The 12890-nt window shown below is 45.0% G+C and carries 18 protein-coding genes; 15 read left to right on the forward strand and 3 right to left on the reverse strand.

Annotated features, from left to right (window positions below; translation table 11 throughout):
• Positions 1-3: 3 nt before the first annotated feature.
• Positions 4-219 carry a hypothetical protein gene (locus PAV_RS28670; RefSeq protein ID WP_005542655.1) on the reverse strand — a complete coding sequence of 72 codons (216 nt, stop codon included), beginning with the start codon at positions 217-219 and terminating at the stop codon, positions 4-6.
• Positions 220-865: 646 nt separating this feature from the next.
• On the opposite strand from PAV_RS28670, the gene PAV_RS28675 reads away from it, so the two are divergent.
• The 10 genes from PAV_RS28675 to coaD all read left to right on the forward strand — a co-directional run bounded on the left by PAV_RS28675 (position 866) and on the right by coaD (position 6147).
• Positions 866-1084, forward strand: coding sequence for a helix-turn-helix domain-containing protein (locus tag PAV_RS28675; RefSeq protein WP_005542654.1), 219 nt, complete (start codon positions 866-868; stop codon positions 1082-1084).
• Positions 1085-1622: 538 nt separating this feature from the next.
• A complete protein-coding gene (locus PAV_RS28680) occupies positions 1623-2252 on the forward strand; it encodes a hypothetical protein (protein WP_040737181.1) in 630 nt (209 codons plus the stop codon).
• A 23-nt stretch (positions 2253-2275) separates the two neighbouring features.
• On the forward strand, positions 2276-2776 hold the full coding sequence (locus PAV_RS28685) for an accessory gene regulator B family protein (RefSeq protein WP_238555947.1): 501 nt from the start codon (positions 2276-2278) through the stop codon (positions 2774-2776).
• On the forward strand, positions 2773-2901 hold the full coding sequence (locus PAV_RS37080) for a hypothetical protein (RefSeq protein ID WP_005551862.1): 129 nt from the start codon (positions 2773-2775) through the stop codon (positions 2899-2901). The genes PAV_RS28685 and PAV_RS37080 overlap by 4 nt, the downstream gene beginning before the upstream one ends.
• 11 nt (positions 2902-2912) lie before the next feature.
• Complete coding sequence (locus PAV_RS28690; protein WP_005551863.1) at positions 2913-3278, forward strand: hypothetical protein; 366 nt, start codon at positions 2913-2915, stop codon at positions 3276-3278.
• Between the two features lie 202 nt (positions 3279-3480).
• Positions 3481-3705 carry a hypothetical protein gene (locus PAV_RS28695; RefSeq protein WP_005551864.1) on the forward strand — a complete coding sequence of 75 codons (225 nt, stop codon included), beginning with the start codon at positions 3481-3483 and terminating at the stop codon, positions 3703-3705.
• A 131-nt stretch (positions 3706-3836) separates the two neighbouring features.
• Positions 3837-3989 (forward strand): hypothetical protein, encoded by a 153-nt coding sequence (locus PAV_RS35430; RefSeq protein WP_005551865.1) that lies wholly within the window; start codon positions 3837-3839, stop codon positions 3987-3989.
• 84 nt (positions 3990-4073) lie between these two features.
• On the forward strand, positions 4074-4658 hold the full coding sequence (locus PAV_RS28700; protein WP_005551866.1) for an NAD(P)H-dependent oxidoreductase: 585 nt from the start codon (positions 4074-4076) through the stop codon (positions 4656-4658).
• A gap of 314 nt (positions 4659-4972) precedes the next feature.
• Positions 4973-5563, forward strand: a complete 591-nt coding sequence (rsmD, locus tag PAV_RS28705; RefSeq protein WP_005551867.1) for a 16S rRNA (guanine(966)-N(2))-methyltransferase RsmD — start codon at positions 4973-4975, stop codon at positions 5561-5563.
• 68 nt (positions 5564-5631) lie between these two features.
• A complete protein-coding gene (gene coaD, locus PAV_RS28710; RefSeq protein ID WP_005551868.1) occupies positions 5632-6147 on the forward strand; it encodes a pantetheine-phosphate adenylyltransferase in 516 nt (171 codons plus the stop codon).
• 420 nt (positions 6148-6567) lie between these two features.
• Here coaD and PAV_RS28715 read toward each other — a convergent pair whose 3' ends face one another.
• Positions 6568-7467 carry a nucleoside recognition domain-containing protein gene (locus PAV_RS28715; protein ID WP_005551869.1) on the reverse strand — a complete coding sequence of 300 codons (900 nt, stop codon included), beginning with the start codon at positions 7465-7467 and terminating at the stop codon, positions 6568-6570.
• Positions 7468-7592: 125 nt separating this feature from the next.
• Here PAV_RS28715 and PAV_RS28720 point away from each other — a divergent pair, with 125 nt between their 5' ends.
• Positions 7593-8666, forward strand: coding sequence for a YlbL family protein (locus tag PAV_RS28720; RefSeq protein ID WP_005551871.1), 1074 nt, complete (start codon positions 7593-7595; stop codon positions 8664-8666).
• 86 nt (positions 8667-8752) lie between these two features.
• Here the strand turns inward: PAV_RS28720 and PAV_RS28725 are convergent, their stop codons facing one another.
• On the reverse strand, positions 8753-10021 hold the full coding sequence (locus tag PAV_RS28725; RefSeq protein WP_005551873.1) for a nucleotidyltransferase: 1269 nt from the start codon (positions 10019-10021) through the stop codon (positions 8753-8755).
• Positions 10022-10279: 258 nt separating this feature from the next.
• Between PAV_RS28725 and PAV_RS28730 the strand changes: the two genes are divergently transcribed.
• From PAV_RS28730 to plsX, 4 genes are all read left to right on the forward strand, one after another.
• Positions 10280-10795, forward strand: a complete 516-nt coding sequence (locus tag PAV_RS28730) for a YceD family protein (RefSeq protein WP_005551874.1) — start codon at positions 10280-10282, stop codon at positions 10793-10795.
• A 48-nt stretch (positions 10796-10843) separates the two neighbouring features.
• Positions 10844-11017 (forward strand): 50S ribosomal protein L32, encoded by a 174-nt coding sequence (rpmF, locus tag PAV_RS28735; protein ID WP_005551879.1) that lies wholly within the window; start codon positions 10844-10846, stop codon positions 11015-11017.
• 269 nt (positions 11018-11286) lie between these two features.
• A complete protein-coding gene (gene fapR, locus PAV_RS28740) occupies positions 11287-11907 on the forward strand; it encodes a transcription factor FapR (RefSeq protein WP_005551881.1) in 621 nt (206 codons plus the stop codon).
• Positions 11891-12889, forward strand: a complete 999-nt coding sequence (plsX, locus tag PAV_RS28745) for a phosphate acyltransferase PlsX (protein ID WP_005551882.1) — start codon at positions 11891-11893, stop codon at positions 12887-12889. The genes fapR and plsX overlap by 17 nt, the downstream gene beginning before the upstream one ends.
• Position 12890: the final 1 nt, after the last annotated feature.

Below are 12890 nucleotides of genomic sequence, written 5' to 3' on the forward strand. Positions count from 1 at the left end.
ATATCAATCCTCTATTCTTATCAAACGTCCTTGATCCGCCATATCCTTCAATTCACCAAGCGACCGACTCATTCGATTCGCTTGACGATTCAAGATCGTAAAATGATTAAGAATCTGCCTAGCTTCATCAAGCGGAATTTCTACAGTTTCAGACCCTTTGCTTTTGGAGACTTCAATTAATGCTTTTAATTTCTCGATAGATCCATCAGGATTAAACATTATGTTCCCCTCCTTTTTATAAATTAAGATTAGTATACAATGTTGTTCGTATATAAACCAATAGATGGGCAAAAGCCCCTCATGTCACTTGCTGAGAAGTACCAGGAGAATGACCACACTAAGCAGTGTATCTACGAACTGATAAATAACTTTGATATCACTTACTTCCTTCTTGTCCACGGTAAAACCTCCTTCAGGATATTTACCTACGGTTACGTTGGGCCCTAATCAGCCCGGCGATACTAAGAACCAATGCCCCAATGATGAGTACCCAGACGATGAAATTCATAGCTTGTCCATCCTCCTGCACATATTGATCTGGGGCGAGGACGATGTTAAGATTGGGAGGAAGGAGGCCGTTCGCTACAACGACCTCCCAAGGTACTAACGTTTGCGCTGGCCGCGCCGTTTAGTGCCTTTTTTCTTTTTACGGCTTTGCTTCAAAATTAGATACGCAGTAATGCTCTGGATGATTGCCGTAATAAGCTGCACCCAATCTTTCACCTATCCTCACCCCTCCACGATAAACATATTTCGTTAAACGTTTATCGTTAATACTAGTATATAACGAATTTCGTTAATAGTCAATGGGTTTATCTTGATTCGTTAAACTTTATTTGTTAATGTTGTTATAGAGGTGGCGAACATGATAAGACTAATAATTGATAAAAAGTTAAAAGAATTAGGGTGGTCTAATTATAAACTTCATCAGCTTACAGGTATTAGACCCAATACAATAAACGATCTTGTGGATAATAAAGCGAAAGCTTGGTCACCCGAAAACCTTACAAAGATATACAAGGCATTAAACTTGGAATCTATAGATGATTTATTGGAATACGTTGAAGAAGAGCCAAAGGAATAGTTCCTTGGCTCTTTATTGTTTTGATATTTACAAACGCTCCCGTTGTTCGTCAATGTAGTTGGCTATGCTTTTGCAACCGTTCTACAATAATGCATTGTTTTTTGCAACCGCGCTATCTTGTCAAAATCGATGTAAATTATTCTAAAATTATTCCTGTGTTGAACAAAAGATGATTATTAATTTATAATAAGAACAAATGTTCTGCGTGGGGTGATGTTATGAAGGATTGGCGGGAAGAAATGCAATGGACTCTGCCAACTCAAAAGACAATTGAACCAGTGCAGCCCTATTTGTGCAACTGCAAAGCTGCTATGAAGGGTAAATGGGTGGATGGAGTGTACATGTGTATACGCTGCCAAAAACCAGTCTATGACACAATGCGATCGTCATCGAAGAAGTAAAGCCCCGGATTTTAGTCCGAGGCTTTTTTTCATTCAACCTAATAGTATAATGGGATAGTATGAATGTCACATTTTAATGAACGAGGTGTAGTAATTTGGACTCAACATCAACATCAATTTATATATTCCTAGGAGGGATGGACGCGTTTGCAGCTTTCGTATTAATTTTAAAGCTCTACAGGCTTCCACTAAGGGAATATATAAAAGAACTAGGCATCATGTCCGTCTTTATTGCTATAGTTTCATATTTTATGAGAATTGTTTTAGACGTGCCGGTCATGGATTTACCGCTGCAACTATTACTTTTTACGTTATTTATTCGGTACGTGATGATGGTAAAACTTTTTTATAGTGGAATAATTACAGCATTAGGTCTAGGCGGTTATCTGTTAATCCAACTTCTTATTTACATAGCATTTACTTCTATTGGTGTAAATCAACAATTTGCATTGCAAAGTACAGGGATGACCGTCAATATTTTTCAGATTACGGCAATCGTATCAGCCTACTTGATAGGATATATCTTAAAGAAATTTAATCTCGGATTTTCTTTTATAATTCGCCCTCCACATGATTTTAGTGTGAAGGAAGACTATTCGACGTCCAGAAATAAAGCACTATTGTTCTGGTCGTTAGCCACTATGGTTGTGCTGTCGATCTCATTAACTGCACTATTTCACATGAAGATTGAATATGTTATTCCGCTGTTATTGATCACATTCGGTGCGCTCTATATGCAGTCACGCAGAAGGGATATTGAAGATTAATGATAGAAAGATGGGCGAATTATATGGCTCTCAGGATCAAGGCAGCAGATCCAGAAGGTCAAACGAGTGTAGAAGTAATGGAATATGGATTAGGTGTATATCTGAATTTTTTCGTTACTGTAATACTTAGTTGTTTGGGTGGATGGGTAACAGGAGAAATAATTAATACGCTGATCGCTGCTGCAGCATTCGGAATTCTTAGGTATTTTTCTGGCGGAGTACACATGAAATCACTAACGGCCTGTGCTATTGTATCAGCATTAATTTTTACATTGATACCGCACATTGAACTATCTGCGTCAATAGTGCTAATATTAAACACTGTGGCAGTCGGTATTTTTCTGATATGTGCCCCGAATACGTACGAAGAATTAGCAAGGCCATTATTGTCAAATACGGTTTCGAAGATACTAGCCGTAATAATTGTCTTGTTTAATTTCATTATCGTATCCCCTGTACTTGCATTAGTGTTCATGGTCCAGGGAATACTTATACTACCTTGGAAAGGGGGACGCAAACTATGAAACAACAGACAGCTCGACGTATAGCCGACTTTTTACTCGCGAGTGCTAAGTTGTCCGCGCGTAATAAGAAGACATTTATCGGTGCAAAAGAATTGCCTGCCGAACTAAAAGACAGCAAGAAGTAGGTAACGCAGGTATGGAGGATAATGTAGAAATTTTGGGGATGCGCGTCATTGATGACAAAGTTACTACTGAATATGGCTTCTTTAAACCAAAAGAAATATTCTTCATTGATGTGTTCCAACCGAAATCAAATTATTTTGTTCCCCGATTTCATACAAAAAAAGGGGAGTTTACGGTTTTTTTGACACTTGAATCATGTAAAGTGACTTTTAAACATTTAACAAAACTTGATAGCGGCAACTTAGTGGATATTGATCAAATTACATATGTGACTGAATCTCCATTTGCGATCACAGCTTACTTTCCAACAGGTACTAAAACCGCTAACGTTTCAAGGGTAAAGAGAAAATATATAGAGCACTTAATTAAGAAGACCTGAGGGTCTTCTTTTTTTGTGTAAATAAACATCATACACCGGGTGTTGAAGTAATGTAAAGATAAATTGATACTAGTATCAATTTATGAATGAGGTTCGACTAGATTCGACAGTGAGAAAAATAACCATGTGCTATCATTTTTTTCACAAGGTGTACACCCTGTAACAAAATAAGATGATACAGAAGATGAGGGAGGACACAGAAATGTCGAAACGCTCCGAAACTAAAAACAATGAACGAACCTCAAATATTCAATACAGAGATGAAGTCAAACAACAAGAAAGAGAAAGAGAAAAGTTTTATGCGTTGTTCAATATTTTTGTCCACGAAATTAAACATGTAAATCCAGAACTTTTTCCATCATGTCTTGAAATTGAAGCAATGATGAATGAAGCATTCGAAGACATCGAAAAACATAACTGCATTTGAAAGTTAGTCCCCATTTAGTCCCCAATCATTGCTTTTAGAGGAAATCACCATTCTGAGAATAATGGATTAATTCTTTATATATAAGGTATTAAGGCAAATTAAAACGGGCGCCCTATTGCTAGGACGCCCTCATGGGAGAGGAGAAACCGGACGAAGAGCTTATGGGGAAACGTAAGTCTTCTCCGCGGTTGTCTACGACATTCGATGATGTCGATACTTTAATGATTGCCCGATTGGTCAGAAATATACATGCCATAAAAATATTTGTGGAGCTCGATAAATGATGCCGCTTTCTCACATCCTATATTAAAACAGATTTGTCCAGTTGTGTTAGCGCAACTTTGGTGAACAAGTAGGAGGAGATCTAAATGAGGCATCTGATTATATACGCGCATCCCAATCCGAACAGCTTCAATCATGCGATTATGGAAATCGTCCAAGCTGAGCTTGAAGATCAAGGGCATGCGGCATTAGTTCGCAATTTGTATGAAATGGAGTTCAATCCAGTGCTGTCTGCCAAGGATTTCGAACTGTTCGGGCAGCATAAGCTGCCTTCAGATATTGAGGAGGAGCAGGGACATGTTGCGTGGGCGGATCATATGATCATGGTTTACCCAATCTGGTGGGCAAGCATGCCTGCCATTATGAAGGGGTACATTGACCGTGTATTTTCTTATGGATTCGCTTATCGATATGGCGCGGACGGCATCGAGAAGCTGTTGAAAGGAAAGTCTGCACTGCTGCTGTCCACGCATGGAAATTCGCATGAGCAGTATGAGCAGAGCGGGATGTATGAGTCGATGCAGCAAACGACGGATAATGGAATATTTGAATTTGTGGGAATGAAGGTGCTCGCTCATCGTTTTTTTGCCTCAGTAACGACTATTGATGAAGAAGCTCGCAGGCAAATGCTAATAAGCGTGAGGGAGCTGCTGCAAAAGCTGCACAAATAAGGGAAGCTGCAAATAAGGACGGAGAGTTCTGCTCATTTGAGTGAAAGAATTTAGAAAGAAAAGAAACAGAAAGACATAATTAGGAAGAAGACACTCCTTATCGGACGCGGCCCCCCTGGTAAGGAGTTTTTACATTCGATGCTTTTTCTTAGAAAAGTGAGACCGGATGACTGATGTTAGGACACGTTTTCCTTTTTCAAATTATATAGAAATGTGGTACGATAAACGTCGAAATACAATAAGTTATTTGTTACATACCATCATGATCATACGTGATAAGCTGCGCTGCGGCGCAAAAGAATGGGTGGAGTGCATTGAGAGTTATATCAGGAACAGCAAGAGGCCGCTCACTAAAGCCGGTTCCCGGCATGGGGACGCGACCGACCACAGATAAAGTCAAGGAAGCATTGTTCAGCATGATCGGGCCGTATTTTGACGGCGGCTATGTGCTGGATTTATTCGCTGGCACAGGCGGCCTAGGGATTGAGGCGTTAAGCCGTGGCGCGGGACAAGGAATATTCGTAGACAAGGATCCCAAGGCTGTTGAAGTCGTCAAGCATAATGTTCAAACGGCTGGGGTTGCGAATCGAAGTGAAGTATATCGCAATGATGCGAAACGGGCGTTAAAGGCGCTGGCGAAGCGTGACATTGCGTTTGAGCTTATTTTTCTTGATCCGCCATATCGGCTGAAGGATGCGGACGAACTGCTGGAAGGCATGTGGAATGATGGGTTAATCTCAGAGAGCGCAATCATTGTTGTAGAACATGATTCGAAACATGTTTACCCGAATGAGATTGGCCCCCTTTATGTGTGGAAGAAGGCGGAGTATGGAGAGATCGGTGTAACCGTATACCGAGTCTACGGACAGACAGAGAAGGAAGCGGCGCAAGAACAAGACGCATAAGCTTCAAACCATATGAGGAAATGAAACGGCAGATCTATCTGCTGCAGGGAATAAGGAGGATTTATTTCATGACGGAACATACAGAACGAGTGCATGAGCCGCGCATTGCGGTGTATCCGGGAAGCTTCGATCCGGTTACGCTTGGACATCTTGATATCATACAGCGGGCTGCCAAACAGTTCGACAAGCTTATCGTTGCAGTGCTGAACAATTTGTCCAAGCAGCCTACGTTCAGTGTAGAAGAGCGAAAGGAGCTTCTGCGGCAAATTACTAGACATATCCCGAATGTGGAAATCGACAGCTTTCGCGATTTGCTGGTCAATTATATGGAGCAGAAGCAGGGCCATGTGATCGTACGCGGCATTCGCTCTGTAACAGACTTTGAATATGAGCTGCAAATGGCGTCAACGAACCAAAAGCTCAATCCAAGGGTAGAGACCATCTTTATGATGACGAATCCGAAATATTCCTATTTAAGCTCCAGTATGGTGAAGGAAATTGCGAAATTTAATGGTGACGTTAGTGAATTAGTTGCACCAGAAGTTGAATTGGCACTGCGTGATAAATTCAAAGATACGAACTAAGCAGCAGGTCCATGTCGCCAGTAGGATGATCCGGTCGATATGGACTTTTTTGTTTAGCGATGGGTAAAAAGTCTGCCTATCGTTTGTGCCAGAACGAATAATGCGAACAGAAATAGACAGGCTACGGGAATGAGTATAGATGCTTGGGCCCAAATCGGCAGCTGACTCATATAGGTTATAAAGGGCAGTGACCCGCTGGAGTCAAGAATGGAAGATACATGTTCGACATCGGTATGGCTGGCTGCAAACGGACTTAATGTTGACATTGCCGAATTCGGAGTGGAAAGCCAAGCGTGTAATGGCGACCACAGCACATAGGTAAGCAGAAATGCACATAATGCATGAAGCAGGCGCGAAATCAGAAAATGGCTGAAACGCAGATCGGTTTCCTTAATGATGCTATGAACCTGAAGAAGGGCACTAATCCCGCTCCAGGCAATAACAGCACTGAGCAAAGCTGCCTGAAAAACGGGGGAGAAAAGCTGTAGAACCAAGTGTGTAGGCTGCCAGGTTTACTTCGAATAATCCGTTCAGGATATGCTTGCCGAACTCCTGTGGGATTGCGATGCGCAGAACTTGAATGATGACGGAAAAAATCATCATATATCCGCCGACCATCATTAAGGTTTGAACAGCAGAGCTGACCGACTCGCCGAGCATTCTCCCGAAGGGACGGCCATCTTGTCGATGGGCGTCCTCCATTTCGCTAATCAATCGGCGATAGAAATTGCGGTGCGCTTTAGTGATGTTATGGTTGGGACGTACAGCTTGCAGCTCAGGATGCATACGATGTAACGTTCGCCAAATCAGTGTCGTAAGGATAGCGGACAGCCAGTGGACGATCGCGATGACAAGCCCAAGATGGGGCTGCTGCATGAACCCTACTCCAACAACAGCAATCATGAATATGGGACTGTTCGCATGGGAAAGACAGAGAAGACGCTCGGCTTCCTGACGTGATAAAGTCTGCTGCTTGCGCAGTTGAGCAACAGCCTTTGCACCTGCTGGATAGCCGGCTGTCCAGCCAACTGACCATGCCCAGCCGCCAACCCCGGGAAGGCGGAACAGCAAACGCATAATTGGATCCAGCATGACGCCTAGGCCATGTACGAATCCGTAAGCATACAGCATTTCGGACAATACTAAGAACGGAAGCAACGCCGGGAATATAATGGTCCACCATATTTTCAGGCCTTGAAGCGAGGCTTGGAAAGCTTGATCGGGATAGGATACAATGCAAATAACGAAAAGAACCGCCGTGCTTCCCATTAGCAATGTCATGAACGGATGCTGGGATAGTGGCGTTCGAAAAGAAAACATAGATGTTCACCTCTTGCATTAAAATGGAAGTTCGTACTTCCACATATGTACGTCCCAAAGACAGGCTTTAGACCAGTTTGTACATGGATGCAAAGGCGAGTGAATGTAGCAGGAGGGATGCAGCAATGAAAGAAGACGAATTACTAGGCACCCAGAAGACGAAGCGTTGGCGATTAGGCAACTGGAAGTGGTTCTTTGCAGCACTTCTGTTTTTGTACATCATGGTATATATGCCAACGCCCTATGTAATATATACACCGGGAAGTGCTGAGCAGGTCAAGCCGATGGTAAGCGTGCAAGCAGGTGATGAGACGGAAGACGGAACTTTTATGCTCACCACGGTACGTCGTACTTATGCCAATCTGGCCTTACTTATATGGAAATCATTCGATCCGCATGCCGAGTTCGGGAAAAAGGCGGATTCATTGCAAGGTAGAAGCGAACAGGAGTATGTTACGGAGCAATTGTTCAATATGAGCGACTCCCAGCTTGGAGCTGTACTCGCTGCCTATAATCAATTACATATTCCATACCAATTAAAATCTGAAGGCGTGTTTGTAATTTATAATTATCCGAACCTTGCGCATAATGAATTTGAGACAAATGATCGAATTGTGGAAGTGGACGGACAGCCCGTTGTCGATTTCGATTCCTTGCAGGCTGTTATGAAGGGGCGCAAGGCAGGGGAGACGGTTCAAGTTAAAGTTGAGCGGAATAAGCAACAGAAGGTCGTTAAGGCAACGCTAGTTGAGCTTAGTGATCCGAACAAGAAAGAAGAGAAGCGCGTTGGCTTCGGCCTTCGATACGGTCAACGCAAGGAAGCGGCACCTGATGATAAAGGCAAAACTGTAACATTCAAGGACAGTGAAATTGGCGGACCATCTGCAGGTCTGATGTTCACATTGGAGCTTATTAATCGGCTGACACCAGGAGACTTGACGCAAGGGCATCGAATAGCAGGTACGGGAACAATTGATCCTGACGGTAAAGTAGGCATCATTGGCGGAGTACAGTTCAAGGTGGTTGCTGCGGATCGTGAGCAGGCAGAGCTATTCCTTGTCCCCGAAGGCAATTATGCGGAAGCGAAAGCGAAGCTTGAGTCGATGGATACCAAGATGAAGCTGGTTCCAGTTCGAACCGTGGGAGAAGCGCTTCAAGCGATCAAGCAATTCAGTAGTAAGCAGAATGCTGGGAAGTAATCGTTAGGTGCAACGTAATAAAGATCGAGCCTAGACGGAAGACTTCTAAGCTCGATCTTTATTTTCGATCCATGACTTGCTGTATACTAGGAGTTCCGGCGGGGTGGCTCATAGTAATCCCGGAGGGCATCCCGCGCGTTCCATTGTTGAAAGGCATTCGCATATAGCGATGTTGACCGAATATCTGCCTCCAGGCCGCAGACGCCGCCAAGGCCGATATTGTTACGGTTTGCTGTTGATACAATCGGCAGCTCTGCGCTTTTCTTCATGCGTTTGAGCAGTGCTCTCCCTTTATCTGTAAAACCAAGAACTCGTATGTACCAGGGTCCTTTTTCCAGACTGTCAGGTCCGAAATGGAACTTATCATGATGAAGTATAATATGTGTGAGCATACGCTGCAGTTTCGTTCGCGTATAGCGCTTGGTCTTAAGCTGCTCAAGCAGCGATTCTACCCGATAATCCGCCATCCTGCCAAGTGCTTGCTTGACACGATGCTCGAGGCCTTCTGTAACCTCAAGGTGTCGCGCTAGAGATTTAGCAGACAGCTGATGAAGACGGTATATCAACTCGCGAGTGTAGGAATCCCAACTGATTGGCGCCCTGCCAAGACGATGCTCTCGCTCAAGGATTTGGAGCGTACTTGTCGGCAAATATTGTGCGCATGCGCCAAGGCTCCCATTTTTATTTTCCACCCACAGCTTTCTGACGGCAGTTGCACTTGCGATTGAGCCTTCCGGAGCGTTTGTATCATGGTAACCCGCTTGCGTGCGTGCGATTGTGTAGGCCTCGATTGTGCTATTTAAGCGCCGCAGTGCCATCACATAGTGCAAGCCGAGCGAATTGTTCGGCTGAATCATCCAACCATCGGCCTGGCCCGTTGAAGGGAGAGTGGCGCTGTTTTTTATCGCATGTCCCGCCGCCGCCGCATAAGCAGCAGGGTAGGTTAAGCCAGCTTTTAAATGCTCCTGCAGTTGATCTGTGAAACCGGAAGGTTCGTTGACAAGTACATCTGCAGCTTGTATGAACGGTTCTGCATCTCCCAGCTCGCTGCCGAAGCAGAGGGCGTCAATAACTCCTGTGGCCTGTAATGTAGCGACAGCACCGTAGGCAAACCATTCGGCAGGCTGCACAGCGTAGGCGACGGGCAGTTCAAGCACTAGGTCGACACCGTTCGCCAATGCCATATCCGTCCGCGACCATTTATCAGAAAGTGCGGGCTCGCCGCGCTGTAGAAAGTGGCCGCTCATAACAGCAACAACTGCGTCGCAATTTGAAATTTTTTTCGATTGCTGGAGATGATATACATGACCGTTATGCATCGGATTGTATTCAACGACGATTCCGAGCGTTCTCATTCGCATCTCTTCCTTTCAGGCGCCGAATGCGGTAATATTGTATCTCAATGGTATCTTTTTATAGGTACATTGAATGCTTGTTAACGGATCTCTTTCCCAGACAATCCGCGGGCAATGATAATCAAATCATACCATGAAAGAGTGGTTTTCCATAGGAAGGGGAATCGTGCTCCGGCTCTGGCAAACTGTCAAACGAATTTGGTTGACAAAGCATGACGTTAATCGCTATAATTAATTTTGTTTGTTTGGAGTGATAGTATGGAATTTCGATTTCGAGACATAGTTGCTGGTAGAGGGGAAACGCAGATTGATACGGCATTTCGTGCCGATGAGGTAGCGCGTGAGCGCTCTGATGTTACCATTTCTGAACCGGTTCATGTCGAACTGTCGGTAAAGGCGGAAAGTGATGGACTCGCACGAGCACATGGCAAGCTGACCGCTAAGATGGAACTGCAATGCTCGCGTTGTTTGACATCGTTTACCGAAACGTACGTTATTCCGTTTGAAGAGCAGTTCAAGCTGAAGGACTCTACTGATCTTCCCGCAGAAGAAGAGGAGGAGGACGTCATTTTGGTGGCGGACGACCTTGTCGACTTGAAGCCTTATGTGGAAGAGACGCTCTTGATGAACTTGCCGTATGCGCCGCTTTGCGACGAGGCGTGCAAGGGGTTGTGCCCGACTTGCGGCACGAACCGCAACGAACATCCATGCGGATGCTCGAAAGAGCGAATCGACCCGAGACTGGCGGGGTTACAAGATTTCTTTAAGAAATAGAAAGCTGACAGTAGAAATAACACGTAACTTGGGTAAGGAGGTGTAAACATGGCAGTACCTCAAAGAAGAACGTCGAAAACACGTCGTGACAAGCGCCGTACGCACTTCAAATTGTCCGTACCCGGCATGGTAAAGTGCGCACAATGCGGTGAGTTGAAATTGGCGCACCATGTATGCAAAGTGTGCGGAACATACAAAGCTAGAGAGATTATCAAACAATAATCGTATACCAATACGAGGAAAAGTAGTACTTCGCGATCTCGCGGAGTGCTACTTTTTTGTTTAGACTATTTGGATGAAATTAGGAAAATTAGAAAAGGTATAAAACTGGTGCTTTTCTTTGAGGAGATTTTTATATATACTACTCTTAGTACCAGGTTCTAAATGAGTTTTCCAAAACGGTTCAAAATGATCTATGATATACATAAAGGCCAGCACGATTCGCAGTTGAGCAGCGTGCCAAGCCTCTAGCATATGGGCAACGAGCAAAGGTGGTGCGGGACATCGAGCGTTTACCTAAAAGACAGCGTCAGCAGAAGCTAGCTGCAATCATTGAAGAGAATCCATTCGTGACCGATCAGGAATTGACCCGCAAGCTAAAGGTGAGCATCCAGACGATCCGGCTTGACCGGATGGAGCTTGGGATTCCTGAACTAAGGGAACGACTGAAGTTGATGGCAGAGCTCTCCTATGATCAAGTAAAATCCTTGCCACTGCATGAAGTCATTGGTGATATTGTAGATTTGCAGCTGGATCGCAGCGGGATATCGATATTTGAAATCCGTGAAGAGCATGTATTCTCCAGAACGCATATTGCACGCGGACATCATCTGTTCGCTCAGGCGAACTCGCTAGCAGTTGCGGTCATTAATGATGAGATTGCATTAACGGCATCAGCAGATATTCGATTCCTTCGTTCCGTGAAACTGGGCGAGAAGTGCATCGCGAAGGCGTATGTGCGATCCATCTCAGGCGAACGAAGCAAGGCGAAGGTAGAAGTGTTCAGTTATGTGGGAGAAGAAATGGTGTTCCAAGGGAACTTTGTCATCTATCGTTCGGCAGGAACGGTGATTAGCAGCGAAGGAGGAGAACTGCATGAGAATCGCCATTGATGCAATGGGAGGAGATAATGCGCCGCAAAGCAATGTAGAGGGTGCATTGGCCGCAGCTAAGGAATGGTCAGACGTTGAGCTGCTGCTAATAGGAGATGAAGCGAAGCTTGCTCCGTACATGACCTCTTCCACGTCTAATGTGCGCATCGTTCATGCACCAGATACGATTGAGGCTGATGATGAGCCAGTTAAAGCGGTTCGTCGTAAGAAAGAAGCCTCAATGGTTGTTGCGGGCCGCATGGTTCGTGAAGGTGATGCGGACTGTATGATATCTGCAGGCAATACAGGGGCGTTGATGACAACAGGTCTGCTGATCGTAGGACGAATGAATGGGGTTGAGCGACCTGCATTGGCCCCTATGATCCCGACGATGGACGGAAGAGGCGTGCTAGCACTGGACTTGGGCGCCAATATGGATGCAAAGCCGGAGCATCTTGCTCAATATGCTTTAATGGGCAGCATCTATCGGGAAAAGGTGCACGGCATGTCGAGACCTCGCGTCGGTCTGCTGAACGTGGGGACGGAAGCAATGAAGGGGAATGAATTGACGAAGCAGGTATATCCGCTCCTCGCGGAACTGCCGATTCAATTCGTAGGCAATGTCGAAGCCAGAGACGTATTGGAAAGCGCCTGTGACGTACTCGTGTGCGACGGATTCGCAGGCAATGTCATGCTGAAATCGTTAGAAGGAACGGCCAGCTCATTATTTGGTGTGCTGAAGCGGGAATTCACGCGTACATGGTATACGAAGCTGGCGGCGGCCATGTTGATGCCAGCACTTAAGGGTCTGCGCAAGACGATGGACTACAAGGAACATGGCGGAGCTCCGCTGCTAGGATTGAATGGACTTGTAATTAAGGCCCATGGCTCTTCGGATGCGCGGGCTGTTCATAATGCGGTTCGACAAGCACGTATAGCGCTGCAAAATGATCTGATCGAGACGATTTCTATAGGAGTCGGCGGAACTAACAGTGGGAAGTGAG

The organism is Paenibacillus alvei DSM 29 (genome assembly GCF_000293805.1).
Taxonomy (GTDB): domain Bacteria; phylum Bacillota; class Bacilli; order Paenibacillales; family Paenibacillaceae; genus Paenibacillus_B; species Paenibacillus_B alvei.